Here is a 26,335-nt window from a genome sequence, read left to right on the forward strand (position 1 = left end):
CGCGGGCCTCCGGTGGGACGGGTGGTGGTCACGGCGCAGCAGGATCACTGCTGGACAAGTTGTCAGCAAGCGGTGTCAGTAAATACCGAAGGCCTTGAGTTCCGCCAGGAATCCTTCGGGATCGCCGCGGTGGATGAGGTGTCCCACCGGGATCGTCACCGCGCGGGCGCCCGGGATCAGCTCCGCCGTCCGCCGCACGTCGGCCTCGGCCAGGAAGCTCTCGGGGCCGCCGGAGAGCACCAGGGTCGGTGCGGTGATCCTCGCCAGGTCCGCGGCCCAGGCGGGGTCGGGGTGGTTGGCACCCTCGTCGGTGTCCGGGATCAGCTCCCAGTCGAAGGCGAGCGCCCGGATCTCCTCGGGCGCCGGCCGCGGCTCCGGCGGGCGCGGCGGGTCCACCGGGAACGGCGGCAGCGGGTCCTCCAGCACCATCCGGCCCACCCGCCCCGGCAGCGTCTGGGCCACCTGGTAGGCGACGGCGGCGCCCATCGAGTGGCCGACCAGGTCCACCCGGTCGAGGCCGAGCACGTCGAGCAGGGTGCGCACCTCCTCGGCGAGTTCCCCGTAGGTGTAGCCGCCTGGCCGGTCGCTGAGGCCGTGTCCCCTGAGGTCCGGCGCGTACACCCGGCGGGTGGCGGCCAGCGCTTCGGCGACGTCCGTCCAGTCGGCGCCCGTCATGGTCCGTCCGTGCAGCAGGAGAACGGGCGGCGCCGCGGGGTCCCCCCAGGTGCGGCAGGCGAGCCGGTACCCGGCGGGCATCCGCACATTGCGCACAGCGGGGTCGAGGAAGGCGGCGACGGTACGGACGAAGCCGCCCGGGTCGTCGAGCCAGGGGACGTGCCCGGCGCCCGGCAGGACGGCCGTCTCGCCGCGGGGGAAGAGCGCGGCGATCCGCGCGGCCGTCGCCGGGTCCGGCGCCTCGTCGAGTTCTCCGGCCAGGACGAGCACCGGGACGTCCGGACCGGCCGCCGCCGGCCGGTCCCCCGCTCCGGCGACGACGCCCGCCTCCTGGGCGCGAGGGGCGATCAGGGCGAGCCCGCGGACGCGCCGCGGGTGGGCGGCGGCGTGGCGGAGGGCGAGGCCGGCGCCCGCCGAGTGGGCGAGGACGTCGACGGCGTCGAGCCCGAGGTGCTCGCGCAGCGCCTCCACGTCCGCGACCTGCTCGCCGCGGCGGTCCGTGGCGGGGTCGGCCGGGACCTCCGGGTCGCCGGTGCCCCGCGGGTCCAGCAGGACGAGCTGCCGGTGGGCGCCGAGCCCGCCCAGTTCGCCGAGGTGGTCCGAGGCGCGCAGGGCGCCGCCCGGCAGACAGATCAGCGGCTCCCCCTCGCCGACCAGGCGGTAGGCGAGGCGGGTTCCGTCGGGGGCGGTGAAGATCGGCATGCGGTCATCCAAACAGGTGAACGACCCGCGCGGCCACCCCGTTCACGCCGCTACATCTCCTCGCCGCTCTCGTTGGCCGCCTCCACCGCGGCCACTCCCTCCTGCGTCCAGCTGCCGTCCGGGGCGATGTAGCCGTGGCTCAGCCACCGGTCGAACTGCTGGAGCGTGGTGACCGGGTCGTCCGAGTACTCGATCTTGTTCGGGTTCCACCAGCCGGTCCTCTTCAGCCGGGCGAGCTCCTTGGTCGCGGCGGCGTCGTCGCCGGTCAGTTCGACGGTGGGCCGGCCGGTGGCGCGCTGCTGGGCCTGCGGAGTGCCGGTGCCCGAGGGCGGCGGGGAGCTGGGGCCGACCGGGGGCGGCGTGGCCGGGTCGGGCGCCGGTACGACCGGGGGCGCGGTCACGGTGACGGTCGGGCCGGGGGCGGTCACGGTCGTGGTGACGGCGGGGGCGGCCCGGTGGTCACCGCCGCACGCGGACAGCACCACGGATCCGGCCGCGGTCAGCACCACGGCCCCTGCGATCCTGCGGATTCGACGCTGCATCTCTGACGTCCTCGCCTTCGATCCGGAACATCCTTGATCAACCGATACCCCATGGTTCGCGGTAGTTCGCCCCGGCAGGGGTGTACGGACACCCGAAAGGAGTCCGCCCCACCCCGTACAACCCCTTGTCAGAAGCCCCGCGCCCTGAATTACTGACCCCTGGCGGACCTCTACCGAATGATCGGTAGTCCGCTTTGGGCTGCACGGGTGTGCGGTCCGACGGGTGCGAGGAACGGGACGGTGAACCATGAAGGCTCTGCTCGACGCGGCTGAGCGGCTCAGCCGCGAGGAGCTCCGGACGCTGCAACTGGAGCGGTTGCAGAGCAGCCTGCGGCACGCCTACGCGAACGTGCCGCACTACCGGGCGGCCTTCGACGGGGCGGGCCTGAAGCCCGAGGACTGCCGCTCGCTGGCCGATCTCGCCCGGTTCCCGTTCACCACCAAGGCCGACCTGCGGGAGAACTACCCGTTCGGCATGTTCGCCGTGCCGCAGGACGAGATCCGCCGTGTGCACGCCTCCAGCGGCACCACCGGACGCCCGACCGTCGTCGGGTACACCGAGAACGACCTGTCGATGTGGGCCGACGTGGTGGCCCGCTCCATTCGCGCGGCGGGCGGCCGTCCCGGCCACAAGATCCATGTGGCGTACGGGTACGGGCTGTTCACCGGCGGGCTCGGCGCGCACTACGGTGCCGAGCGGCTCGGCTGCACGGTCGTCCCGGCGTCCGGCGGGATGACCGTGCGCCAGGTCCAGCTGATCCAGGACTTCCGGCCCGAGATCATCATGGTGACGCCCACGTACATGCTGACCCTGCTCGACGAGTTCGAGCGCCGCGGCATCGACCCGCGCTCCACCTCGCTCAAGGTGGGCATCTTCGGGGCGGAGCCGTGGACGCAGGAGATGCGCGCGGAGATCGAGGAGCGGTTCGCGATCGACGCCGTGGACATATACGGGCTGTCGGAGGTGATCGGCCCCGGGGTGGCGCAGGAGTGCGTGGAGACCAAGGACGGGCTGCACATCTGGGAGGACCACTTCTACCCGGAGGTCGTGGACCCGTTGACCGGTGAGGTGCTGCCGGACGGCGAGGAGGGCGAGCTGGTCTTCACCTCGCTCACCAAGGAGGCCATGCCGGTGGTCCGCTACCGCACCCGGGACCTGACCCGGCTGCTGCCCGGCACGGCGCGCAACTTCCGCCGGATGGAGCGCGTCACCGGGCGCAGCGACGACCTGATCATCCTGCGCGGGGTGAACCTGTTCCCCACCCAGATCGAGGAGATCGTGCTGCGTACGCCCGCGCTGTCGCCGCACTTCCAGCTGCTGCTGACCCGCGAGGGGCGGATGGACCGGCTGACGGTGCGCGTGGAGGCGCGTGCCGGGGCGGACGCCGGACAGCGGGAGGCCGCCGCCGCGGCGGTCGCCGCGGGTGTCAAGGACGGTGTCGGGGTGACGGTGGACGTGGCGGTGGTGGACCCGGAGACGCTGGAGCGGTCGGTGGGCAAGTTCAAGCGCATCCTGGACCGGCGCGACGGCTGAGCGTTACGCGCCGGGCGGCTCCGCCTCTCCGGCCGGCCGCTCCGCCGCCGCGGCCGTCTCCGTCCCGAAGCGGTCCCGCAGTTCCCGCTTGAGGATCTTCCCGCTGGCGTTGCGCGGCAGTGCGGCCACGAACAGGATCCGCTTGGGCGCCTGGAAGTTCGCGAGCCTCTCGCGCGCGTGCGCCATCAGCTCCGCCTCGGTGACCTCCCCCGCGCGGGGTACGACGACCGCAGTGACCGCCTCGATCCAGCGCGGGTCGGGGAGTCCGACGACGGCCGCCTCCGCGACCCCCGGGTGGGTGTAGAGGGCGTCCTCGACCTTGCGGGAGGCGACCAGGACTCCCCCGGAGTTGATGACGTCCTTCACCCGGTCGACGACGGTGAAGTACCCCTCGCCGTCGCGCACCGCCATGTCGCCGGAGCGGAACCAGCCGTCCCGGAAGCCCTCCTCCGGGTCCTTGCCCCAGTAGCCCTCGCACAGCTGCGGCGACCGGTAGACGATCTCGCCCGCGGTGCCGTCCGGGACGTCGTGCCCGTCCTCGTCGACGACCCGCGCCTCGACGTGCCGCACCGGTCTGCCGCACGAGTCCATCCGCCCCTCGTGCTCCTCGGGGCGCAGCACGGTGGCGAGCGGCCCGATCTCGCTCTGGCCGAAGCAGTTGTAGAAGGCCAGTTCCGGCAGGTGGGCGCGGAGCCGCCGCAGTACGGGCACGGGCATGATCGAGGCGCCGTAGTACGCCTTGCGCAGCCCGCCCAGGGCGCGCTTCTCGAACCCGGGGTGGTTGGCGAGCGCGATCCACACGGTCGGCGGGGCGAAGAAGCCGTCCGCGCGGCCCTCCTCCACCAGGTCGAGGACGGTTCCGGGGTCGGGTGCGTCGAGCAGGGTGTTGGGCGCGCCGACGGCGAGGTAGGGCAGCAGGAAGACGTGCATCTGCGCGGAGTGGTAGAGCGGCAGCGCGTGCACGGGCCGGTCGCTCTCGGCGAGGTCCAGGGCCTCCACGGCGCTGGCGTACTCGTGCACCAGGGCGCGGTGCGTCATGATCGCGCCCTTGGGATCGGCGGTGGTGCCGGAGGTGTACAGGAGCTGGACGGGCTCGCGGGGGTCGCGGGCGCCGCCCTCGTACGGCACGGGATCGGCCAGGGCCTCCAGCAGGGAGCCGGGTGCGTCGCGCAGGGCGAGGGTCGTCAGGTCCGCCGGGACGCGGTCGGCGAGGTCGGGGTCGGTCAGCACCAGGGACGCGCCGCACTCGCCGAGGATGTACGCCAGGTCGCCGCCGGTGAGGTTCTGGTTGACCGGGACGTGGATCAGTCCGGCGCGGGCACAGGCGAGGTAGGCGATCAGGTAGGCGTCGGAGTTGTGGCCGAAGGCGGCGACCCGGTCGCCTTCGGCCAGGCCCCGGCCGCCGCGCAGCAGGGCGGCGGCGGTGTCGACCGCGGCGTCCAGTTCCGCGTAGGTCCAGGTGCGGTCGCGGTAGTGCAGGGCGGTGCGGTCCGGCACCCTGCGGGCGGTGCGGCGCAGGAGTCCGTCGACCGTGCTGTCGAGGGCCACGGCGCGCGCCGCCGCGGTGGGCGGGGTCGCGTCCCGTCCCGCCGCGTCCGCTTCCGTGGCCGCCGGTGTCCCTGCTGTCCCTGGTGTGGTCATGGCGCGATCCTGCGCGGGGTGACGAATCAGGTCAAGAGTGGTGCGGGGGAATCGCATACCGCGCGGCATGTTGACAGGTACCGGTCGGTAATGACTGAGTGGCACGCGACACCACCCGGACCCTTCACAACTGCTGTGTTGTGACGCCCTGTTGGGAGGCACGTTGTCCCTCCGGACCCGTACGAGATCCTTCGCCGTCGCCGGACTCGCCCTGCTCACCGCGGCGGGCACGCTCGCTCCCACCGCCGCCGCGGACCCCCGCGGGCAGGAGAAACGCCCTTCGCACGGCGGCCTGTCGGCCGTCGTCAGGTACACCGAGTACGGCATCCCGCACATCCTCGCCAAGGACTACGCCAATCTGGGCTTCGGCAACGGCTGGGCCCAGACGGGCGATCAGGTGTGCACGCTGGCCGAGGGCTTCGCGACCGTGCGCGGCGAGCGGTCGCGGTACTTCGGGGCGGACGGCAGGCCGGACGGTTCGCTGTCCTCCGCCTCGACCAATCTGGCGAGCGACCTCTACTTCCGGGGCGTGCGCGACAGCGGCACCGTCGCCCGGCTGGTCGCCAGACCGGCCCCGGCAGGCCCGAGCCGTCAGGTCCAGGAGCTGATGCGGGGGTTCGTCGCCGGGTACAACGCCTGGCTGAAGCAGAACCGGGTGAGCGACCCGGCCTGCAAGGGCGCGCCGTGGGTGCGCCCCGCCGCGGTGGAGGACATCCACGCCCTGAGCTACGCGTTCGCGGTGCTCGGCGGACAGGGACGCGGGGTGGACGGCATCACCGCCGCCCGGCCGCCCGGTTCGCCGACGGTGCGCGGCGCGGCGCCGCGCGCGGCGGACGGCGGCGTCGGGCCGGGCGAGGCGGCCCGGAGGTTCTTCGACACCTCGGACGCCGCGATGGGCTCGAACGCCGTCGCCTTCAACGGCGCGACGACCGGGAACGGGCGCGGTCTGCTGCTGGGCAACCCGCACTACCCGTGGTCGGGCGGGCGCCGCTTCTGGCAGTCGCAGCAGACCATTCCCGGCGAGCTGAACGTGACGGGCGGCTCGCTGCTGGGCGCCGCGACCGTGTCCATCGGACACACCGCGCGGGTCGCCTGGTCCCACACGGTCGCCACCGGTGTGCCGATGAACCTGCACCAGCTCACCCTCGACGCGGCCGATCCGACGGTGTACGTGGTGGACGGCAGGCCGGAGCGGATGACGCGGCGGACGGTGACCGTCCCCGTGAAGGACGGCGCCCCGGTGACCCGGACCCAGTGGTGGACCCGGTACGGGCCGGTGGTCACCGGGCTCGGCGCCCAGCTGCCGCTGCCCTGGACGACCACGACCGCGTACGCGCTGAACGACCCGAACGCGACGAACCTGCGGGCCGGTGACACCGCGCTCGGCTTCAGCAGGGCGCGGGACGTGGCGGGGATCCAGCGGGCGCTGCGCACCCAGGGCCTGCCGTGGGTGAACACCATCGCCGCGGACTCCCGGGGCGGTTCGCTCTTCACCCAGTCGCAGGTGCTGCCGCGCCTCACGGACGAGCTGGTGGGACGCTGCTCGACCCCGATGGGCAAGGTCACCTATCCGGCGGCGGGGATGGCCGTGCTGGACGGCGCGCGCGGCGACTGCGCGCTCGGCCGGGACGCGGACGCGGTGGAGCCCGGCATCTTCGGCCCGTCGCGGATGCCCGCGCTGCGGGACGCCCCCTATGCCGAGAACTCCAACGACAGCGCCTGGCTGGCCAACGCCGACCGCCCGCTGACCGGGTACGAGCGGGTCTTCGGCACCCTCGGCACGCCCCGCACGATGCGCACCCGCGGTGCCGTCGAGGACGTGGCGGCGATGGCCGGCAAGGGCCGGCTGACGGTCGGCGACCTCCAGAAGCAGCAGTTCGCGAACCGGGTCCCGGCCGCCGATCTGGCGCTGCCGGAGCTGCTGAAGTCCTGCACCACCGGTGAACTCGCCGAGGCCTGCGCCGTGTTGGCGAAGTGGGACCGCAGGACGGACACCGGGAGCCGGGGCGCCCTGCTCTTCGACCGGTTCTGGCGCAGGCTGAGCGCCGCGGTGCCGGCCGAGCGGCTGTGGAAGGTGCCGTTCAGCGCGGCCGACCCGGTGCGCACCCCGAACACCCTCAACACGGCGGAGCCCGGGGTCGCTTCGGCACTGGCCGCCGCGGTGGCCGAGCTGCGGGCTGCGGGCATCGCGCTCGACGCGCCGCTCGGCGCGCACCAGTTCGTGGTGCGAAACGGGAAGCGGCTGCCGGTGCCCGGCGGCACCGAGTCGCTCGGCGTCTGGAACAAGGTGGAGCCCGTGTGGAACCCGGCGGGCGGCGGCTACACCGAGGTGACGACCGGCTCCAGCTACATCCAGGCGGTCGGCTGGGACGGCGGGCCCTGCCCGGTGGCCAGGACCCTGCTGACGTACGGCCAGTCCTCGAACCCCGACTCGCCGCACTACCGCGACCAGACCGAGCTGTTCTCCGGCGAGAAGTGGGTGACCTCGCGGTTCTGCGAGCGGGACATCCTCACCTCGCCGAAGCTGAGGGTGGTGTGGGCGCGGGAGCGCTGAGCGGCCCCCGGTCCGGGCCGACTCCGTCCACCGGGGACGGCCTGACCCACGCACAAGATCGTTAACCGGCTCCGGGCGTGAATTCACCACTTCGGTGATGATCGTCCGGGGCCGGAGCCGTGTCCGGGGACCGCCGCCTAGCGTGAGGACGATTCCGGCGCGGATCCCCGTCGCGGGTCCGTGCCGCCGAGGCTGTCGAGCAGGGAAGGCGAATTCCGCAACCATGCCCCAACCGTTCACGCTGCCCGAGTTCTACATGCCGTACCCGGCCCGGCTCAGTCCGCATCTGGAGCATGCGCGGGAGCACTCCAAGGCGTGGGCGCGCGAGATGGTCATGATCGAGGGCTCGGAGATCTGGGACGAGCACGACTTCGACAGCCACGACTACGCGCTGCTGTGCGCCTACACCCATCCGGACTGCACGGCCGAGCAGTTGGCGCTGGTCACCGACTGGTACGTGTGGGTGTTCTTCTTCGACGACCACTTCCTGGAACAGTTCAAGCGCAGCCCCGACCTGAAGGGCGCCAAGGCGTACCTGGACCGGCTGCCCGCGTTCATGCCGGTGGAGGCGGGGGCGCTGCCTCCGGAGCCGACGAACGCGGTGGAGGCGGGGCTCGCCGACCTGTGGGCGCGCACCTGCCCGTCGATGTCCGAGGCGTGGCGGCGGCGGTTCGCGGTGGCGACCGAGCACCTGCTGGAGGAGTCGATGTGGGAGCTGATGAACATCAGCGAGGGGCGCATCGCCAACCCCGTCGAGTACATCGAGATGCGCCGCAAGGTGGGCGGCGCCCCCTGGTCGGCAGGTCTCGTGGAGTACGCGGCGGGGGCCGAGGTCCCGGCGGCCATCGCCGCCTCGCGCCCGATGCGCGTGCTGCGTGACACCTTCTCCGACGGGGTGCACCTGCGCAACGACCTGTTCAGCTACGAGCGCGAGATCCTCGACGAGGGCGAACTCTCCAACGGCGTCCTGGTGATGGAGCACTTCCTGGACTGCTCCACGCAGCAGGCGGCGGAGACCGTCAACGACCTGCTCACCTCGCGGCTCCAGCAGTTCGAGACCACCGTGTTCACCGAACTGGACCCGCTGTTCACCGAGTTCGCGATCGGACCGCAGGAGCGGCTCGACGTGCTGGCCTATGTGAAGGGGCTCCAGGACTGGCAGTCCGGCGGGCACGAGTGGCACATGCGCTCCAGCCGGTACATGAACGGGGCGGGCGAAGGCGCGCACGACCCCGCCCCGTCCGCGCTCGGCGGCCCCACCGGCATGGGCACCTTCGCCTCGCAGCTGCTGTCCTCCCTGGCCGTCGGCGTCCCGGCCCGGGAGCGGAACGTGGCGGTGCACCGCTTCGCGAAGGTCGGGCACCTCGAAGTCCCCGACCTGGAACTGCCCTTCACCACCACGCCGAGCCCGCACCTGGAGGCCGCCCGGGAGAACGTGGTCCGCTGGGCGCACGCGATGGGGTTCCTGGAGGGCGTCCCCGGACTCCCCGGCTCGGACGTCTGGGACGAGGGGAAGCTGCGGGACTACGACCTGCCGCTGTGCGCGGCCGGCATCCACCCGGACGCCAGGCTGCCGGAGCTGGACGTCAGTACGGGCTGGCTGACCTGGGGAACGTACGGCGACGACCTCTTCCCCGCGCTCTACGGGCGCACGCTCGACCTGGCCGGGGCGAAGGCGGCCAACGACCGGCTGTCGCTGTTCATGCCGGTGGAGGACGAGCCGATGCCGCCGGCCATGACCCCGCTGGAGCGGGGGCTCGCCGATCTGTGGGTGCGGACCGCGGTGCCGATGACGGTGGAGGCGCGGCGGACGTTCCGCGGGTCGGTCGAGGACATGACGGCGAGCTGGCTGTGGGAGCTGGCGAACCAGGCCCAGAACAGGGTGCCCGACCCGGTCGACTACATCGAGATGCGGCGGCACACCTTCGGGTCCGACATGACGGCCGCGCTGTCGCGGCTCGCGCACGGCGACACCCTGTCACCGGAGATCCTCGGCAGCCGCCCGTTCCTGTCGATGGTGCGCTCCGCGATGGACTACGGGGCGCTGATGAACGACCTGTACTCGTACCAGAAGGAGGTCGAGTTCGAGGGCGAGGTGCACAACGGGGTGCTGGTGGTGCAGCACTTCCTGGGGTGCACCGTGGAGCAGGCGCGGGACGTGGTGGTCGACCTGATGCGGGCGCGGCTGGCCGAGTTCCAGCACGTGGTGCAGAGCGAACTGCCCGATCTGTGCGCGGAGTTCGGCCTGGACGCGGAGGCCAGGGAGGCGGTGGCGGAGTACGCGCGGGGGCTGCGGAACTGGCTGGCGGGCGTCCACGACTGGCACCGGGGCTGCGTGCGGTACCAGGAGTCGGCGCTGCTGCGGCACCACGGCACCCCGTCGTCGGAGCCGGAGCCGCCGGCCCCCGCGCCGTCGGTGCCGGACGGCCCGCGGGTGCCGGCGTACGGGCCCACCGGGCTCGGTACCTCGGCGGCGCGGGTCGCGGAGCTGTGGTCGTCCCCCGGACCGGGGGCGACGGCTCTCGTGGGGTAGGGCGGGAGCCGTCGCGGGGCTTTCGGCGGCAGGAGTTTTCCGGGGCGGGGGTTTTCGCTCCGAGTGCGGGGGCAGGCGATCTTCTGTCAAGGAAACGCCTCAACAGGCAAGGGAGTGCGAAACCCATGACCGCGCAGAAGAAGACGAAGGCCAAGTCGGACCAGGCGGTGGGTGCCGCCAAGGAGACCGTGGGCCGCATGGTGGGCAACGAGCGGCTGACCGCGGAGGGCCGCGCCCAGCGCGCCAAGGGTGACGGCCGGCAGTCCGTGGAGAAGGCCAAGGACGCCTTCAGGCGCTGACACAGCAGCATCACGGAAGCCGCGCAAGGCGCAGCGCGGCGGCACGGCACCGCGGCCCGGTGGGTTGGACCCCTTCCCCCACCGGGCCGCGGTGCTGTTCCGTGCCACCCCGGGTGGTGCCGTGCGGCGGACTTCGCCGGTTCACCCGGTTCACAGGGGTCTGTCGTGGCCCTCCCAGTACGGCTCGCGCAGCCGTCGCTTGTAGAGCTTGCCGTTGGGGTCGCGGGGCATCGCGGCGATGAAGTCGAGGGTCCTGGGCCGTTTGTAGCCCGCCAGCCGGTGCTCGCAGTGGGCGAGGATGTCGGCGGCCAGGGACTCCGAGGGCGCCCGGCCCTCCACCGGTTCCACGACGGCCTTGACCTCCTCGCCCCGGTCGGCGTGCGGAATCCCGAAGGCCGCCGCGTCGGCGACGTCCGGGTGGGTGAGCAGGGCGGCCTCGATCTCGGCCGGGTAGATGTTCACGCCACCGGAAATGATCATGTCGATCTTGCGGTCGCGGAGGAAGAGGTAGCCGTCCTCGTCGAGGATGCCCAGGTCGCCGACGGTGAAGAAGTCGCCGATGCGGTTCTTCCGGGTCTTGGCCTCGTCCTTGTGGTAGCTGAATCCGCCGGTGTTCATCTTCAGGTAGACGGTGCCGAGTTCGCCGGGCGGCAGCCGGTTGCCGTCGTCGTCGAAGACGGCGAGTTCACTGATCGGCCAGGCCTTGCCGACGGTGCCGGGCTTCTTGAGCCAGTCCTCGGCGGTGGCGAAGGCGCCGCCGCCCTCGCTCGCCGCATAGTACTCCTCGACGCAGTTCCCCCACCAGTCGATCATGGCCCGTTTGACGTGCTCGGGGCAGGGCGCGGCCCCGTGGATCGCGTGCCGCATGGACGTCACGTCGTAGCTCCGCCGGGTCTCCTCGGGCAGGGCGAGGAGGCGGTGGAACTGGGTGGGGACCATGTGCGTGTGGGTGCAGCGGTGGGTGTCGATGAGCCGGAGCATCTCCTCGGGTGTCCACTTGTCCATCAGGACGAGCGGGTGCCCGATGTGCAGGGCGGCTCCCGCGAACTGGAGCACGGCGGTGTGGTAGAGCGGTGAGCAGACCAGGTGGACGTTGTCGTCGAAGGGCCTGATGCCGAAGATGCCGAGGAAGCCGCCGAGGTGGGACTCCTCGGGGAGTCTGCCGGAGAGCGGGCGCCTGATGCCGCGGGGGCGTCCGGTCGTGCCGGAGGTGTAGTTCATGACCCAGCCGAGTGCGCGGTCGTCGGGGGCCGAATCCGGCTGTCCGTCGAGGAGTTGGGTGTACGGGGCGAAGCCGGGCACGGTACCGACGGCGTGCCGGTGGGAGGCGGGCAGGCCCGCTTCGTCGGCGGCGGCGGTGGCCGCTGCGGCGAAGCGTTCGTGTGCGATCAGGACCTTGGCGGCGGAGTCGGAGACGATCCAGGCGATCTCCGGCCCGGTGAGGTGGTGGTTGACGGGGACGAGGTAGAGGCCGGCCTGGACGGCGGCGAGGTAGGCGGTGAAGAACTCGACGCCGTTGGGCAGGACCACGGCGAAGGAGTCGCCCTGCTCCAGCCCGGCGGCCCGCAGTCCGTGCACCAGCCGGTTGGCCGCCGCGTGGAGCCGGCCCGCGGACCACTGCTCACCGTCCGGTGCGACCAGGACGGTGCGGTCGGGGTCGGCGGCTGCCTGGGCCCAGAATCCGTTGGGGGGCGTCTCGCTCGTGGGGTGTCCGCTCATGGGGTGTGTCCCTGGTCCCTTCCCGCGATGCGGTTGATGCGGCTCACGGCGCGCTCGAAGTCGCGGGTGAGGTCGTCGAAGACTGCCTGGACGCTGCGCCGGGAGTTCATCCGGCCGACGATCTGGCCGACCGGGGTGCCCAGCAGGGGTTCCACTTCGTACTTCTGGATACGGGAGTTGGCCTCGGCGACCAGCAGTCCCTGGAGGGGCATCGGGAGGGTGCCGGGGCCGCTGGGGTCGTCCCAGGCGTCGGTCCACTCGGTGCGCAGCTGGCGGGCCGGTTTGCCGGTGAGGGCGCGGGAGCGGACGGTGTCGCCGGAGCCCGCGGCGAGGAGTTTGGCGGTGAGGGCGGCGGAGTGGAGTTCGGCCTCCTCGGTGGTGAGCCAGAGGGAGCCGAGCCAGGCGCCCTGCGCGCCGAGGGCGAACGCGGCGGCGACCTGCTCGCCGCCGCCGATGCCGCCGGCGGCCAGCACCGGCAGTTCCCCCACCGCGTCCACCACCTCGGGCACCAGGACCATCGAGGCGATCTCCCCGGTGTGGCCGCCCGCCTCGTACCCCTGGGCGACGACGATGTCGATGCCCGCCTCGGCGTGCCGGCGGGCGTGCTTGGCGCTGCCGGCGAGGGCGGCCACCAGCACGCCGTGGTCGTGGGCGCGGGCGACGACGTCGGCCGGTGGTGAGCCGAGCGCGTTGGCCAGCAGCTTGATCGGGTAGTCGAAGGCGACGTCGAGCTGACTGCGGGCGACCTGTTCCATCCAGCCGGTGATGCGCCAGCCGGACGCCTCGCCCTCGGCGAGTTCGGGCACGTGGTGCTTGGCGAGGATCTCCCGGACGTACTCGCGGTGGCCGGCCGGGATCATGGCCTCCACCTCGGCCTCGGTCACGCCCTCGACCTTCTTGGCGGGCATGACGACGTCCAGGCCGTACGGTTTCCCCCCGGTGTGCTCCTGCATCCAGTCGAGGTCGCGGGCGAGGGCGTCGGGGGCGTTGTAGCGGACCGCCCCGAGGACGCCGAACCCGCCCGCCCTGGTGAGTGCGGCGGCCACCGCGGGGAACGGCGTGAAGCCGAAGATGGCGTGCTCGATCCCCAGTTTCTGGCTCAGCTCCGTCTTCATGGGCGGCAGGATGCCGCAGGGCGGCTGCGAGGGGAAGAGCATTTCTGATGCTGCGTCAGATTCTTTGCCGCCCGCGCCCCCGTGGCGGCCGGTACCGCCGTGGCCGTCGGGGCTGTTGACACCGGGGGTTCGCTTTGGCCTGCTGGTGCCCATGACTGAGGATGGTGCGCACAGAGAACACAGTGACCGGGCCCTGCCCGGCCGGGACGTCAGCCGAAGGCAGTTCGCGGGCGGGGCCTTGGCGCTGGGAGGTGCGTTGATGCTGGGACCGATCCCCGCCGCCGGGGCCACGCAGCCGCGGGAGGCGGAAGGCGGCGGCGCCGGTGGTCCGGGCGGCCGGCCGACGCTCCGGTACGGTTCCGCCGCGCGGGCCGGGCTGCTCCCCGCCCACCTGGACCAGTTGGTCGCGGACGCGGAGAAGTTCCTCGGCCCCTCCCCCAAGTACCCGTGGTACGCGGGCGCGGTGCTGCTCGCCGGGCGCGGTGGCACGGTCGCGCTGCACGAGCCGATCGGGATGGCCGTGCGCTACTCGGCGTACGACGAGAAGACAGACACGGCGGTGGAGTTCCCGCCGGAGCAGCGCATCGCCACCGCCCGGGACACGGTCTTCGACCTGGCGTCGGTGTCGAAGCTGTTCACCTCGATGCTGGCGGTGCAGCAGATCGAGCGGGGCGCGCTGGAGCTGGAGGCGAAGGTCGCCTCGTACCTCCCGGAGTTCGGGGCCGCGGGCAAGGCGGACATCACGGTGCGTCAGCTGCTGACGCACACCTCGGGCTTCCGGGCCTGGATTCCGCTGTACTCGCAGCCGACCCGGGAGGGGAAGCTGAAGATGCTGTGGAACGAGGCACCGGCCAGCCCGCCCGGCTCGGTGTACCTGTACTCGGACCTGAATCTGATCTCGCTGCAACTCGTCCTGGAGAAGATCACCGCTCGCCCGCTGGATGCACTGCTCCGGGACGAGATCACCGCTCCGCTCGGGATGCACCGCACCCGCTTCAACCCGCCCGCCTCCTGGAAGCCGAAGATCGCCGCCACCGAGGACGCCCGCAAGCCCTGGTCGGGGATCGACCGCGGGCTGGTCTGGGGCGAGGTGCACGACGAGAACGCGTACGGCTTCGGCGGGGTCGCCGGGCACGCGGGCGTCTTCTCCACCGCGTGGGACCTCGCGATCCTGGCCCGCACCCTGCTCAACGGCGGGGTGTACGGCCGGGCCAGGATCCTGCGCCCGGAGTCGGTGGAGCTGATGTTCACCGACTTCAACACCGCGTTCCCGGGCGACGAGCACGGGCTCGGCTTCGAGCTCTACCAGCACTGGTACATGGGCGCGATGGCCACCCCGCGCACCGCGGGCCACACCGGCTTCACCGGTACCAGTCTGGTCATCGACCCGAGCACCGACTCCTTCCTGATCGTGCTGGGCAACTCCGTGCACCCGGTGCGCAACTGGCGCTCCGGTTCGGCGCCACGGGTGGCGACGGCCAACGACATGGCCCGCGCGGTCGCGGTGCGGCCCGCGCACGGCCGCACCGCCTGGTACGCGGGGATGGCCTCCGCCGCGACGGCCACGCTCGCGCTGCCCGCGCTGCCGGTCGGCTCGGACCGTACGGTCCTCCACTGCGACCTGTGGTGGGACATCGAGCCGAACGCCGACACCCTGACGCTGGAGGCGTCCACCGACGCGGGCGCGACCTGGGCACCGGTGCCGTTCACGACGGCACGCAGAGCCGGCGGCGGGAGTGGCGGCGGCGACCCGCAGCCGCATCCCGGCGGTGCGGTGAGCGGGTGGTCCGGGCGCGTCTGGCACCGGGCGGGCGCGGATCTCGCCCCGTACCGCGGCAAGGACGTCGTCCTGCGCTGGCGGTACACCACGGACGCGCGGTACGTCGGGCGCGGGGTGTACGTCGACGGGCTGCGGGTGACGGACCGGGGCCGGACCCTGTTCGACGAGTCCCGGCCCCGGGACGCGGCCCGTCTGCGGGCGACGGGCTGGACGGCCTCCGCCGACTGAACCGCCGTGCGGCGGGGGCGGGGCGGCGCCTCAGCGGTGGCGGCGCAGGAGCAGTACGACCGCTCCCGCCGCCACCGCCGTCGCCGCGCAGGCCCCCGCCCCGGCCGGTCCCGAGCCGCCGACCGCCTTGATGCCGCGGCTGGACCTGAGGGAGAAGGTGGACCACTGGGACTGGACGGACATGAAGGAGCCCGTGCTCATCCAGGAGGCGAACGAGAAGCGCGACAGCGCCGAACCGATCGACCCGACCGACAGCGCGCTGCCCACCGAGCCCACGGACAGGACGGACCCGACGGAGCCGATGGACAGCACGGAGCCCACGGAGCCGATCGAGAGGATCGAGTCCTGCGAGTACAGCGAGAAGGGCGAGTTGACGGGCCGTGTGACCGACTGCGCCGTGGAGCACTTCCGGGATTTCGACATGCGGCCCATCCTGCCCCGGAACCGCCGCGTCCGTCCGGTCGCCGCCGCCGTCCCGCCCGGCCCGCCGTCCCGCCCGCCCCTCCCCGCTAGCGTCCCAGCACCGCCATGGCCGCGTTGTGTCCGGGAACACCGCTGACCCCGCCGCCCCGGACGGCCCCGGCCCCGCACAGCAGGACATTGGGCCTGGCGGTGGCCACACCCCACCGCACGGCGGCCGTCGAGGCCTGCCCCGCCGGACCGCCGCTCCCGTCGGCGCCCTCCGCCGGGCCGTCCTCCGCCAGGTGGGGGAAGGACAGGTCGCCGTGGAAGATGTGCCCGCCGGGCAGCCGCAGTTCGCGCTCCAGGTCCAGCGGGGTCTTGGCCTCGATGCAGGGGCGGCCCTCGGCGTCGAGGGCCAGACAGTCGGCGAGCGGTTCGGCGAGCCGGGCGTCGAGCTGTTCGAGGGTGGTGCGCAGCAGTTCGGCGCGGGCGGCCTCGTTGTCGGCGGCGAAGAGCCGGGCGGGGGTGTGCAGCCCGAACAGCGTGAGGGTCTGGTAGCCCTGCTCCACCAGGTCCGGCCCGAGGATGGTGGGGTCGGTCAGCGAGTGGCAGTAGATCTCCGAGGGCGGCGCCCCGGGCAGCCGGCCGACCGCCGCGTCCCGGTGGGCGGCGGCGAGTTCGGCGTACCCCTCCGCCACGTGGAAGGTCCCGGCGAACGCGTCGCGCGGATCGACGGAGCGGTCGCGCAGCCTCGGCAGGCGGCGCAGCAGCATGTTGACCTTGAGCTGGGCTCCCTCGGGGGCGGGCGCGGGCGGCTCGTCGCCGAGCAGCCCGGCCAGGTGGTGGGGCGAGGCGTTGACCAGGACGTGGCCGCCGGCGACGACGGCCTCGCGGGCCCGGGTGCGGTACGAGACCTCGGCGCGCGCTCCGTCGGTCTCGATGCGGGTGGCCTCGCAGCCGGTGACGATCTCGGCGCCCGCCGCGCGGGCGGCGGCGGCGAGGGCGTCGGTGAGGGCGCCCATGCCGCCGACGGGGACGTCCCAGTCGCCTGTTCCGCCGCCGATGACGTGGTAGAGGAAGCACCGGTTCTGCGGCAGTGACGGGTCGTGGGCGTCGGCGAAGGTGCCGATCAGGGCGTCCGTGAGGACCACGCCGCGCACCAGGTCGTGGTCGAAGGTCTCCTCGATCGCGACCCCGATCGGCTCCTCGAAGAGCATCCGCCAGGCGGTGTCGTCGTCGATGCGGCGGCGCAGCTCCCGGCGGGCGGGCAGGGGTTCGGTGAGCGTCGGGAAGACGCGTGCGGCGACCTGTCGCAGCCGCCCGTAGAACTCCTCCCAGGCCCGGTACTCCTTGTCCCCTCCGGTGAGCGCCGCGAAGGAATCCCGCGTTCCGGAACCACCGACCAGCAGACCGCCGTCCCCCTTAGGGGTGTACGAGGAAATTGTCCGCTTCCGTACGGCGAAGGAGAGTCCGAGGTCCCGCACAATAGTGCGGGGGAGCAGTGACACGAGATACGAGTAGCGCGAGAGCCTGGCGTCGGTGCCGGCGAAGGGGCGGGTGGACACCGCCGCTCCCCCGGTGCCGTCGAGCCGCTCCAGCAGGAGCACCGAGCGGCCGGCCCTGGCGAGGTAGGCGGCGGCGACCAGTCCGTTGTGGCCACCGCCGACGATGACGACGTCGTACGAGGAACGCTTCGGCACGGCCGAGGCAGCAGGTGCGGGCATGGCGGGACCCTACGCGCTGCACCGCGGGTCCGACAGGGGGGAAGACGGGGCATGGCGACCGAGTGGAGAAGCGCGGGCCGGCAGCGGGGGGACGAGGGCGGGGAGCACCCCCGGCAGGGGGGTCGCTTTGTGCCCTCTCGTCCGCATAGGGAAAATCAGGAGGTGACCTACCCGGAGCCTTCCACCCGCCCGGCCCCCGCCGAAGGGCCGCCCGACCCTCCGCGTGCCGCGCCGTGGCACCCGGAGGGCCCGCACACCGCACCGCCGCACGGCGACCGGCCGTACCCCGCGCAGCCGTACGCCGACCGGCCCTCCCCCGCGCGGCCCCGCTCCGACGGGCCGCCCCCCGCGCAGCCGTACGCGGACGTGCCGACCACGCAGCTCGGGCCGCTCCCGGTCGGCCCGCCCACTGCCGGCCCGCCCCCGGCCGGACCGCACGCGTTCGGTCCGCAGCCGGAGCAGGAACCTTCCGCCGCCGGCCCGGAGGACGGCTGGCGGGGGCGCGCCAGGTCCTACACCACTCCGGCGGCGGCCGTGGCCGTGCTGGTCGTGGTCGCCCTGCTCGGCATGGGCATCGTCTCCCGCGACACGGGCGAGCTCGACATACCCGGGGCCGGGACCACCACGCTGCTGCGTTCGGTGTTCCTGGCCGCGCTCTTCCTGCACCTCGGCGAGGTCGTCGGACACCGCCTCGCCCGGACGGTGCCCGGTGCCCCCGAGGTCCGGCCACCCGTGTGGGGGATCGCGCTGTCGCTGGCCGGGGCGGCGGCCTCGTTCGGCCAGATCGTCCAGCTGGCCGAGCTGGGCAACATGACGTTCACCGAGACCTATGCGACGGACCCCGGGGGCATGCTGCTCCTCCAGGCCAACGCGTTCCTCGCGGCCGCGGCCTGCACCTGGCTGAAGCGGCCGTCGTGGGCGGTGCTGCCGCTCGCGGTGGTGATCTTCTCGGAGGCGGTGCGGGCGCATCCGGAGCTGGACACCCCGGAGATCGGCATCGTGCTGACGACGATTCACCTGACCGCGTCGGCGCTGTGGACGGGCGGTCTGGTGTACGCGCTGCGGGCGATGCACCTGTGGCGGGGCCGGGAGGTCCCGGACCCGTCCGCCGGTGCCGCACCGGGGCGGACGCTGCTCGCCAGGTACGCGCGGATGGCCGCGTTCCTGTACGTGGCGCTGGCCGTCACGGGGACCTTCAGCACGCTGCGCAGGCTGCCGCTGGACGACATCCTCACCACCGCGTACGGCCGGACGCTGCTGGTGAAGCTGGCGCTGTTCGCGGTGGTGAGCGTGCTGGCGCTGGTGGCGCGGGCACGGCTGCGGCGGTCGATGCGCAAGCAGTCGGGGCGCGGCCGGACCAACCCGGACGGAGCCGCGCGGGCCGCCAGGGCGGAGGTCGTGATGCTGGTGGGCGTGGTCGCGGTGTCGGCCCTGCTGACGGTCGTACCGACCCCCAGCTGGTAGCGGCCCCTCCGGTGGAGGCCGTCGGCCCGGCGGCCTCCCCACCGCAGGGCCGGGGAACGCCGGGCCGGGGAACGCCGGGCCGTGGGACCTGGCGCCCCGGAACACCCGGCCGTGCGACCGGCCCCCGTCCCGCCGCGCTAGCCCCGTCGTCCGCGCCGCAGCGCCGCCACCCGGCGGTAGATCTCCGCCGCCTCGCCGCCCCTGCCGAGCTGTTCCAGGCACTGTGCCTCGTCGTTGCGGCTGGCCAGGGCGTCCGGGTGGTCGACCCCGAGCACCCGCTCCCGCTCCTGCGCCACCTGCCGGTACACGGCCAGCGCGTCCGCCCAGCGGCCGAGCCAGCCCAGGCCCACCGCCACCTCGCGGCGGGAGACCAGGGTGTCGGGGTGGCCGGGGCCCAGCACCCGTTCGCGGATCGCGCACACGTCGCGGGCCTCCGCCAGGGCCTCCTCCCAACGGGCCATCCGGCCCAGGTTGACGCCGAGTCCGTGCCGCGCCCTGAGCGTCTCCGCGTCGGCCGGGCCGCCGGTGCGCGTGCGGTCCTCGACCAGGTCGCGGTACAGCTCCAGCGCCTCCGCGCTACGCCCCAGCCGCCCCAGGCAGATGCCCACCTCGTAGCGCGCGGACAGGGTGTCGGGGTGGTCGGCCCCCAATGACCTGGCGCGGGATCTGGCGACCTCCCGGTACGTCTGGAGCGCCTCGTTCCACCGGCCCAGCTGGCCGAGCGCGTACGCCACCTCGTACTGGGTGACCAGGGTGTCCGGGTGTCCGGCGCCCAGCACTCTGGACCGGGCCGCCGCGACGTCCCTGGCCATCCGGTAGGAGTCCTCCAGCCGGCCCAGCCTGCTCAGGTTGAAGGCGAGGTTGTGGCGGCAGCGCAGGGTGTCCACGTGCTCGGCGCCCATCGTCCGCTCGCGGGCGGCGAGCACCGTCGAGTACACCTGGTGCGCCTCGAAGTGCCGCCCCAGCTGACCCAGTACGTACGCCGTCTCCTGCCGGGCAGCGAGGGTCTCGGGGTGCTCGGCGCCCATGGTGCGCGCCCGGCCCTCGGCGACCCGGGTGAACTCGCGCAGCGCGTCGGCCGCCCGGCCCGTACGGCTGAGGGTGAAGCCGACCTCGTAGTGGCTGGCGAGGGTGTCGGGGTGGTCGGGGCCCAGCGCGTGCTCGCGTTCGGCGGCGACCGCGCGGTGCACCTCGCCGGCCTCCTCCCAGCGGCCGAGCCTGCCCAGGCTGAGGCCCGCGTTGTGCCGGCTGTCGAGGACGTCGAGGACCTCGGGCGGGGGCGTCGGCCGCTCCTTGCGCGCCGGGACCGGGCCGCCCGGCGGACGCAGCCCGGCGCCGCTGGTCCACTCGCCGGTCAGCCCGGCGGCCGGGTCGCCCTGTGCGGAGTCGAGCGTTCCGGTGCCGCCCGCCTTGTGGCCCGTGGTCATGCCGCGCGTCCAGGACGGCAGCCGGGGCACCCGGGTCGGCGGCTGCACGGGCCGGCCGGTGAGCGGCAGCGGCCCGGGGGCGACGGCCAGCACGGTCGCGGGATGTCCCGGCACGCCCGGCAGCAGCCTGCCGGACGCGGGGGTGAGGCGTCCGTCGGTGAGCCGGCGTCCGAGGTCCTTGGCGTCGGTGGGCCGCCCGTCGGGGGTCTTGGCCAGCAGGTCGAGCACTATCCGGTCGAAGAACTCGGGGAGTTCGGCCCGGTGGCTGCGCGGCGGCTGGGGGGCGGTGTCGCGGTGCCCGACGAGGACCGCCCAGGCGTCCTCCAGGTCGAACGGCGGCACGCCGGTGGCGATCTCGTACAGCACGCAGCCCAGCGAGTAGAGGTCGCTGCGGTGGTCGACGTTGACGCCGCTGATCTGCTCGGGCGACATGTAGTGCGGGGTGCCCATGGCGATGCCGGTGCCGGTGAGGCGGGAGGTGAAGCCGATGTCGTGGCCCAGCCGTGCGATGCCGAAGTCGCAGATCTTCACCGTGCCGTCGGTGAGCCGCATGATGTTGGCGGGCTTCAGGTCGCGGTGGACGATGCCCTGTTCGTGAGTGTAGGCGAGGGCCCAGGCGACCTGTTCGGCGATGTCGACGACGTCGTGGACGGGCAGCGGGTGCTGTTTGTTGTCCTCCAGGAGCTGGCTGAGGTTGCGGCCCTCCAGGAGTTCCATCACCAGGTAGAGCACGCCCTCGTACTCGCCGAAGTCGTGCACGACGGTGACGCCCCGGTGCTGGAGCGCCGCGGCCACCCGTGCCTCGCGGCGGAAGCGCTCGCGCAGCACTCCCGAGATCGACTGGTCGTGCTGCGTCCCCATCGGCTTGAGGCACTTCACGGCGACCTGCCTGCCGAGCGACTCGTCACGGGCCCGCCACACCTCGCCCATGCCGCCGCGCCCGATCAGGTCGAGCAGCCGGTACCGGCCTTGGATCAGCCTGGTGTCCGCCATCTCGTACGATCGCCCCCGTCGCTCCGCTGCGCCCTCCCCGGCCCGTCCAGTATGGCCGCCCCCCGGTCGAGTTTGTACGGTGCCGGGCGGCTGCCGGGGCCGAGCCGGGCAACCGCCTTCAAGATGTGACCCGGTGGCAGCTGCCAGCGGAGCCGGGAGGGAATGCAGCGCAGCGTGGTGCCGGTGGCGGCGAGCCTGCGGTCCACGGTCCGGCGGGCGGGCGCGGGCCTGCCGTAGAGATCGTGGGCGTAGGACGGCAGCGAGGCGTAGGCGAGGTGCGCCACCCGCCGCCACACGATCTCGCGCGCCGGTACGAGTGCGGGTGCCACCGGTGGCCTGCGCAGGAAGGCGTCCACGGTCCGGGCGTCCTCCCCGGCCGCCAGCTCGGGGCGCACCGCCGCGAAGTACTCCGCCAGCTCCCGGGTGCCGGCCGGCACCCGGGCGGGGTCGAGGCCCACCAGGCGTGCGGCGACCCGGTTCTCGTCGACGTACCGGTCGGCCTGGGCGTCGCTCATCCGCAGTCCGGAGCGGCGGGCGACGCCCAGGTAGGAGTCGATCTCCGCGCAGTGCACCCACAGCAGCAGTTCCGGATCGTCGACCCGGAGCCTGCGGTGGATGCCGCGCACCCGGGCCCCGGCCCTCTCGGCGGCCTCGGTGGTGCCGTAGGTGAGGGTGCCGACGAAGTCGGCGGTACGCATCAGCCGGCCCCAGGCGTCCTCCAGGAAGGTGCTGTTGATCAGGACGCCGCGCACCGCGCGGGGGTGCAGCGCCTGGAGGTAGAGGGCGCGCACTCCCGCGATCCACATCATCGGGTCGCCGTGCACCTGCCAGGTGACGGAGGCCGGTCCGAAGAGGCCGGGGTCGGCGCCCGTGCGCGGGGGAACGGTCATGCTCCTCTTGGTACACCATCGCCGCGGCGGCCGACCATGCCCCAGGACGCCCGGCCGCCCCGCCGTCCCCGGGGCCGTCGGCCCGGGGTCATCGCGGAACGTCCGGCTCCGGGCGGCCGAGCGCCAGCCGGGCCACCCGCCGCCAGTCCACCCGCGGCGGCGGGTCGACCACCCCGGAACGGTCGCGCGGCACGAGCACCCGCAGCGCACCCGGGCGCAGGGTGCACACCACCGGGGTCGGCATCCGCAGCGCCTCCCCGTCGACCGCGACGGCGATCTCCGGGTCGGCGGCGGTCACCTCGACGCGGTGCGCGCTCAGCGCGGTCAGTGCCGGTGACTGGGTGCCCCGTACGGCGAGGTCGGCGGCCTGTGCCGCGTCCTCCACCCGGATTCCGAGCACGCCGAGTTCACCGTCGTCGAGGCGGGGCCTGCGTCCGCCGGCGATCAGCTCGTCCGGCGAGACGTACGGGTTGTTGCTGACCAGAAGGGCCTGCTGGGAAGCGAGTTTCGTGCCGTCGATGGACGCGTCGATCCGGCGCACCTGGTCGCCGAGCAGGTCCGGCATGAGGCTGAGCGCGGTGCCCGCCTTGGCGTCGCGGTACTCGGGCCGCTGCACCACGTCCGCGTACACCCCGAAGGACACGGTGTTGACGAAGGCGCGGCCGGACACGTCACCGAGGTCGATCCGGAGTTCCTCCCCGTCGCGCAGCGCGTCGAGGCAGCGCGACGGGTCGCCGCGGTCGAGCCCGAGGTCCATGGCGAAGTGGTTGCGGGTACCGGCGGCGATCACCAGGAACGGCAGGCGGTGCTCGGCGGCGACCGCCGCGACCAGCGCCTGGGTGCCGTCGCCGCCCGCGACTCCGAGCAGGTCGGCGCCCCGTGCCACGGCCTGCCGGGCCAGTTCGGCGACGTCGGCCGGGGCGGACGGATCGAGCAGGATCACCCGCGCCCCGAGCTCCTCGGCCTGCTCGACCAGGCGGAAGCGGCCGACCTTCCCGCCGCCGGACTTCGGGTTCATGATCAGGACGGGGTTCCGGGGCCGGGCCGCGGAGACCGCGCGCACGGGGCGCTCCGGGCGCGACCTGCGCAGCGCGGACCGTGCGCAGGCCAGGGTGACGGCCCAGCACAGGACCATCACGAGTGCCGTCAGCCAGAGCCCGTCGTACGCGAAGAACACCAGGACGCCGACGGGGGCCGCGACCGCGAGGACCCCTCCGAACAGCCGGAGCGCGCCGCGGTGCGCCACGAACCACCACACCCCCGCCGCGCAGAGCACGAGCCCCAGGAGCCCGGCCCCGACGATCACGAAGCCGCCCGCGCCCAGGGCCAGGACGAGCACCACCAGCGAACCCGCCGCGGCGAGCACGGCGAGCCGGGCGTAGAACCGCGCGGCCCCGCTGCCGCCCCGGCCCGCGGAGCTCCCGCCGGAGCCCGCCGCGACCTCGGTGGAGCCGCTCCCGCCGGGGCCCGCCGTGTTCTCTGTGGAGCGGTTCCCGCCGGGAGGCCCCTGCCCGCCCGCGCCGGGGCCCGTTCCGTTCTTCCCGCCCATGGCTTCCCTCTCCGTGCCTCTCGACCAGGAGCCCGGTCCGGCCGGATGCCCGGTCCGCGGGTCCAGCCTGCCCAATCGCACGCCGCAGGGCACCTGGGCGGGGCCACGAGGATGAGGGGGGCGGGTGCGTCAGCGGCGCACCCTGGGCATTCCGAGGCCGATCCAGGAGATGATCTCGCGCTGGATCTCGTTGTTGCCGCCGCCGAAGGTGAAGATGACGGCGGAGCGGTAGCCGCGTTCCAGTTCGCCGTGCAGCACGGCGCCCGCCGAGCCCTCCTTGAGGGGGCCCGCGGCGCCGACGACCTCCATCAGCCAGCCGTACGCGTCCCGGCGCGCCTCGGAGCCGTAGACCTTGACGGCGGAGGCGTCCTGCGGGGTGAGGGTGCCGTTCTGGACGGCGTTCACCATCTGCCAGTTGAGCAGCTTCATCGCGTCGAGCCGGGTGTGCGTGCGGGCGAGCCGGCCGCGCACCCAGCCCAGGTCGATCACCCGGCGCCCGTCGGCGAGCTTGGTGTCCATGGCCCAGCGCTGCACGTCGTGCAGGGCGCGCACCGCCATGGTGCCGTGGGCGGCGAGGGTGACGCGTTCGTGGTTGAGCTGGTTGGTGATGAGCCGCCAGCCCTTGTTCTCCTCGCCGACGCGGCGGGAGACGGGGACGCGGATGTTCTCGTAGTAGCTGGCGGTGGTGTCGTGCGAGGCGAGGGTGTTGATGAGGGTACAGGAGTAGCCGGGGTCGCTGGTGGGGACCAGGAGCATGGTGATGCCCTTGTGCGGCGGGGCGTCGGGGTCGGTGCGCACCGCGAGCCAGACCCAGTCGGCGGTGTCGCCGTTGGTGGTCCAGATCTTCTGGCCGTTGACGACGTACTCGTCCCCCTCGCGCACGGCGCGCGTCCGCAGGGCCGCGAGGTCGGTGCCCGCGTCGGGTTCGCTGTAGCCGATGGCGAAGTCGAGTTCGCCGGAGAGGATCCCCGGCAGGAAGTACGCCTTCTGCTCCTCGGTGCCGTACTGCATGATCGTCGGCCCGACGGTGTTGAGCGCCATCAGCGGCAGCGGCACGTTGGCCTGCGCCGCCTCGTCGAAGAAGACGTACTGCTCCATGGGCGTCAGTCCGCGCCCGCCGTACTCCTTCGGCCAGCCCACGCCGAGCCAGCCGTCGGCGCCCAGGCGGCGGATCGTCTCCCGGTAGAAGCGCTTCTGGGCGGCCGGTTCGGCGTACCTGGCGGAGGCGTCGTCGGGCACGAGGCCGGCGAAGTAGGCGCGCAGTTCGGTGCGCAACTGCTGCTGCTCGGGCGTGTATTCGAGGTGCACGGGCCCTCCAGGCATCTTCGGCTCGTCGCTGCGGCGGCGCACACAGTAGAACGTGTTGCAGGAATGAGGAAGGGGTGCGGGCGGGCGGAGACGTCCGGCCGGGTTCACACGCCGTCGCGGAGCAGCCGGTCCATGGTCCGCGCGGCACGCACCGAGGCGTCCGCGCAGCAGTTGTTGAACAGGACGTGGACCTGTGCGGACCGCTCGGCCAGCGCCCGGATGCGGGGCACCCACGGGCGCAGCTCGGCCTCCGTGTAGCGGTGCCGGTAGCTCTCCTCCTTGCCGCCGGTCCCCCACTGCGGGCTGCGCCCGTGGAGGCGTACGACCGCCAGGTCGGGCGAGGTGGACTCGGCGACCGGGGGCAGCGACGCGGGCAGTCCCTGCGGGGTGTCGACGGCGACCAGCGGGACCCGGAGGCCGCGCAGCAGGTCGAGGGTGGCCGGGAGGCGCTCGGGGGCCAGCCAGCCGGGGTGCCGGAACTCCACGCTGATCGGCACTTCGGCGCGTTCCCGGCACTCCGCGATGTAGTCCGCCGCCCGTGGCTCGGGCCGGAACCACGGCGAGAACTGGAACAGCACGCTGCCCAGCCGCCCGGTGTCGCGGAGCGGGGCGATGCCCTCGTGGAAGAGCCGCCACAGTTCGGCGACCATACCCGGCGACAGGTCGCGCTTGCGGGCCCGGCTCCTGCCCTCGGCCGCCGGGCGCAGCTGTGGCGGAAGCGCGGCGGTGCGGGCACTGTGGCCGGTGAGCAGGGCGAACGCCTTGACGTCGAAGACGAAGCCGTCCGGGGTGCGCTGGGCCCACAGCTTGGCGACGCGTTCGGAGGGCAGCGTGTAGAAGGTGCTGTCGGCCTCGACGAGGGAGAAGCGGCCCGAGTAGTGCCTCAGCCGTCCCTCGGCGCCCCGGGTGCCCGGCGGGTACCAGCCGCTGGAGACCAGGGCGGGGTCCGTCCAGGAGCAGGTGCCCACCCGGACCGCGGGGCGGGCGGAGTCCTCCGCCGGTGCGCCGGGGCGCTCCTCCCCCGGTGCGGTGCGGTCCTCCCCCGGTGCGGTGCGGTCCTCCCCCGGTGCGGTGCGCTCCTCGGGCGCTCCGGGGTGGTCCTCGCGGTCGCCGCGGGCGTGGGAGCGGGCGGAGTCGGCGGCGTCGTAGTGGTCGCTGATGGCGGCTTCCTCACGGTGGCGGGCCTGTGCGACGCGGGTACCTCGTGCCCGTGGGGGCGAAACTCCCCCCGGGGCGGGCGAGTCGGAACGGACCGC

18 protein-coding genes are annotated in these 26,335 nt (G+C 73.5%); 6 read left to right on the forward strand and 12 right to left on the reverse strand.

Features of this window, described 5'->3' with window-relative positions; translation table 11 throughout:
* Positions 1-75: 75 nt before the first annotated feature.
* Both ACFYVL_RS29965 and ACFYVL_RS29970 read right to left on the reverse strand, forming a co-directional pair.
* A complete protein-coding gene (locus tag ACFYVL_RS29965; RefSeq protein WP_389250300.1) occupies positions 76-1,377 on the reverse strand; it encodes an alpha/beta fold hydrolase in 1,302 nt (433 codons plus the stop codon).
* Positions 1,378-1,427: 50 nt separating this feature from the next.
* On the reverse strand, positions 1,428-1,919 hold the full coding sequence (locus ACFYVL_RS29970; protein WP_389250302.1) for a hypothetical protein: 492 nt from the start codon (positions 1,917-1,919) through the stop codon (positions 1,428-1,430).
* A 247-nt stretch (positions 1,920-2,166) separates the two neighbouring features.
* On the opposite strand from ACFYVL_RS29970, the gene paaK reads away from it, so the two are divergent.
* The gene (gene paaK, locus ACFYVL_RS29975) at positions 2,167-3,453 is read left to right on the forward strand and encodes a phenylacetate--CoA ligase PaaK (protein ID WP_389250304.1); all 1,287 of its coding nucleotides are present in this window, start codon (positions 2,167-2,169) and stop codon (positions 3,451-3,453) included.
* A 3-nt stretch (positions 3,454-3,456) separates the two neighbouring features.
* Here paaK and ACFYVL_RS29980 read toward each other — a convergent pair whose 3' ends face one another.
* Positions 3,457-5,094, reverse strand: a complete 1,638-nt coding sequence (locus ACFYVL_RS29980; protein ID WP_389250306.1) for a fatty acyl-CoA synthetase — start codon at positions 5,092-5,094, stop codon at positions 3,457-3,459.
* Between the two features lie 163 nt (positions 5,095-5,257).
* Between ACFYVL_RS29980 and ACFYVL_RS29985 the strand changes: the two genes are divergently transcribed.
* The 3 genes from ACFYVL_RS29985 to ACFYVL_RS29995 all read left to right on the forward strand — a co-directional run bounded on the left by ACFYVL_RS29985 (position 5,258) and on the right by ACFYVL_RS29995 (position 10,480).
* On the forward strand, positions 5,258-7,648 hold the full coding sequence (locus tag ACFYVL_RS29985; protein WP_389250308.1) for a penicillin acylase family protein: 2,391 nt from the start codon (positions 5,258-5,260) through the stop codon (positions 7,646-7,648).
* Positions 7,649-7,871: 223 nt separating this feature from the next.
* Complete coding sequence (locus ACFYVL_RS29990; protein ID WP_389250310.1) at positions 7,872-10,181, forward strand: germacradienol/geosmin synthase; 2,310 nt, start codon at positions 7,872-7,874, stop codon at positions 10,179-10,181.
* A gap of 125 nt (positions 10,182-10,306) precedes the next feature.
* The gene (locus ACFYVL_RS29995; protein ID WP_389250312.1) at positions 10,307-10,480 is read left to right on the forward strand and encodes a CsbD family protein; all 174 of its coding nucleotides are present in this window, start codon (positions 10,307-10,309) and stop codon (positions 10,478-10,480) included.
* Positions 10,481-10,630: 150 nt separating this feature from the next.
* Here ACFYVL_RS29995 and ACFYVL_RS30000 read toward each other — a convergent pair whose 3' ends face one another.
* Complete coding sequence (locus tag ACFYVL_RS30000; protein ID WP_389250314.1) at positions 10,631-12,199, reverse strand: acyl-CoA synthetase; 1,569 nt, start codon at positions 12,197-12,199, stop codon at positions 10,631-10,633.
* Positions 12,196-13,314, reverse strand: coding sequence for a nitronate monooxygenase (locus ACFYVL_RS30005; protein WP_389250316.1), 1,119 nt, complete (start codon positions 13,312-13,314; stop codon positions 12,196-12,198). The genes ACFYVL_RS30000 and ACFYVL_RS30005 overlap by 4 nt, the downstream gene beginning before the upstream one ends.
* A 151-nt stretch (positions 13,315-13,465) precedes the next feature.
* Here ACFYVL_RS30005 and ACFYVL_RS30010 point away from each other — a divergent pair, with 151 nt between their 5' ends.
* Positions 13,466-15,322, forward strand: a complete 1,857-nt coding sequence (locus ACFYVL_RS30010) for a serine hydrolase (protein ID WP_389250318.1) — start codon at positions 13,466-13,468, stop codon at positions 15,320-15,322.
* A 30-nt stretch (positions 15,323-15,352) separates the two neighbouring features.
* Here the strand turns inward: ACFYVL_RS30010 and ACFYVL_RS30015 are convergent, their stop codons facing one another.
* On the reverse strand, positions 15,353-15,745 hold the full coding sequence (locus ACFYVL_RS30015) for a hypothetical protein (protein WP_389250320.1): 393 nt from the start codon (positions 15,743-15,745) through the stop codon (positions 15,353-15,355).
* Positions 15,746-15,831: 86 nt separating this feature from the next.
* Positions 15,832-17,424, reverse strand: a complete 1,593-nt coding sequence (locus ACFYVL_RS30020) for a phytoene desaturase family protein (RefSeq protein WP_389250675.1) — start codon at positions 17,422-17,424, stop codon at positions 15,832-15,834.
* A gap of 186 nt (positions 17,425-17,610) precedes the next feature.
* Here ACFYVL_RS30020 and ACFYVL_RS30025 point away from each other — a divergent pair, with 186 nt between their 5' ends.
* On the forward strand, positions 17,611-18,912 hold the full coding sequence (locus ACFYVL_RS30025) for a CopD family protein (protein ID WP_389250322.1): 1,302 nt from the start codon (positions 17,611-17,613) through the stop codon (positions 18,910-18,912).
* Positions 18,913-19,049: 137 nt separating this feature from the next.
* Here ACFYVL_RS30025 and ACFYVL_RS30030 read toward each other — a convergent pair whose 3' ends face one another.
* From ACFYVL_RS30030 to ACFYVL_RS30050, 5 genes are all read right to left on the reverse strand, one after another.
* Complete coding sequence (locus ACFYVL_RS30030; RefSeq protein WP_389250324.1) at positions 19,050-21,332, reverse strand: tetratricopeptide repeat protein; 2,283 nt, start codon at positions 21,330-21,332, stop codon at positions 19,050-19,052.
* On the reverse strand, positions 21,314-22,222 hold the full coding sequence (locus tag ACFYVL_RS30035) for an oxygenase MpaB family protein (RefSeq protein WP_389250326.1): 909 nt from the start codon (positions 22,220-22,222) through the stop codon (positions 21,314-21,316). The genes ACFYVL_RS30030 and ACFYVL_RS30035 overlap by 19 nt, the downstream gene beginning before the upstream one ends.
* An 88-nt stretch (positions 22,223-22,310) precedes the next feature.
* The gene (locus tag ACFYVL_RS30040; RefSeq protein WP_389250327.1) at positions 22,311-23,771 is read right to left on the reverse strand and encodes a diacylglycerol kinase family protein; all 1,461 of its coding nucleotides are present in this window, start codon (positions 23,769-23,771) and stop codon (positions 22,311-22,313) included.
* A 129-nt stretch (positions 23,772-23,900) separates the two neighbouring features.
* Positions 23,901-25,079 (reverse strand): acyl-CoA dehydrogenase family protein, encoded by a 1,179-nt coding sequence (locus ACFYVL_RS30045; RefSeq protein WP_389250329.1) that lies wholly within the window; start codon positions 25,077-25,079, stop codon positions 23,901-23,903.
* 104 nt (positions 25,080-25,183) lie between these two features.
* Positions 25,184-26,047 carry a DUF72 domain-containing protein gene (locus tag ACFYVL_RS30050; RefSeq protein WP_389250331.1) on the reverse strand — a complete coding sequence of 288 codons (864 nt, stop codon included), beginning with the start codon at positions 26,045-26,047 and terminating at the stop codon, positions 25,184-25,186.
* Positions 26,048-26,335: the final 288 nt, after the last annotated feature.

It is taken from the genome of Streptomyces sp. NPDC004111 (genome assembly GCF_042874215.1).
GTDB lineage: Bacteria > Actinomycetota > Actinomycetes > Streptomycetales > Streptomycetaceae > Streptomyces.

What these genes read in the sequence shown, in the direction of transcription:
- paaK (WP_389250304.1), top strand. Translation starts at nt 2,167, where the DNA reads ATGAAGGCTCTGCTCGACGCGGCTGAGCGGCTCAGCCGCGAGGAGCTC.
- ACFYVL_RS30040 (WP_389250327.1), bottom strand. Translation starts at nt 23,771, where the DNA reads ATGGGCGGGAAGAACGGAACGGGCCCCGGCGCGGGCGGGCAGGGGCCT.
- ACFYVL_RS30010 (WP_389250318.1), top strand. Translation starts at nt 13,466, where the DNA reads ATGACTGAGGATGGTGCGCACAGAGAACACAGTGACCGGGCCCTGCCC.
- ACFYVL_RS29970 (WP_389250302.1), bottom strand. Translation starts at nt 1,919, where the DNA reads ATGCAGCGTCGAATCCGCAGGATCGCAGGGGCCGTGGTGCTGACCGCG.
- ACFYVL_RS29995 (WP_389250312.1), top strand. Translation starts at nt 10,307, where the DNA reads ATGACCGCGCAGAAGAAGACGAAGGCCAAGTCGGACCAGGCGGTGGGT.
- ACFYVL_RS30005 (WP_389250316.1), bottom strand. Translation starts at nt 13,314, where the DNA reads ATGAAGACGGAGCTGAGCCAGAAACTGGGGATCGAGCACGCCATCTTC.
- ACFYVL_RS29990 (WP_389250310.1), top strand. Translation starts at nt 7,872, where the DNA reads ATGCCCCAACCGTTCACGCTGCCCGAGTTCTACATGCCGTACCCGGCC.
- ACFYVL_RS30030 (WP_389250324.1), bottom strand. Translation starts at nt 21,332, where the DNA reads ATGGCGGACACCAGGCTGATCCAAGGCCGGTACCGGCTGCTCGACCTG.
- ACFYVL_RS29965 (WP_389250300.1), bottom strand. Translation starts at nt 1,377, where the DNA reads ATGCCGATCTTCACCGCCCCCGACGGAACCCGCCTCGCCTACCGCCTG.
- ACFYVL_RS29980 (WP_389250306.1), bottom strand. Translation starts at nt 5,094, where the DNA reads ATGACCACACCAGGGACAGCAGGGACACCGGCGGCCACGGAAGCGGAC.
- ACFYVL_RS30000 (WP_389250314.1), bottom strand. Translation starts at nt 12,199, where the DNA reads ATGAGCGGACACCCCACGAGCGAGACGCCCCCCAACGGATTCTGGGCC.
- ACFYVL_RS30035 (WP_389250326.1), bottom strand. Translation starts at nt 22,222, where the DNA reads ATGACCGTTCCCCCGCGCACGGGCGCCGACCCCGGCCTCTTCGGACCG.
- ACFYVL_RS30015 (WP_389250320.1), bottom strand. Translation starts at nt 15,745, where the DNA reads ATGTCGAAATCCCGGAAGTGCTCCACGGCGCAGTCGGTCACACGGCCC.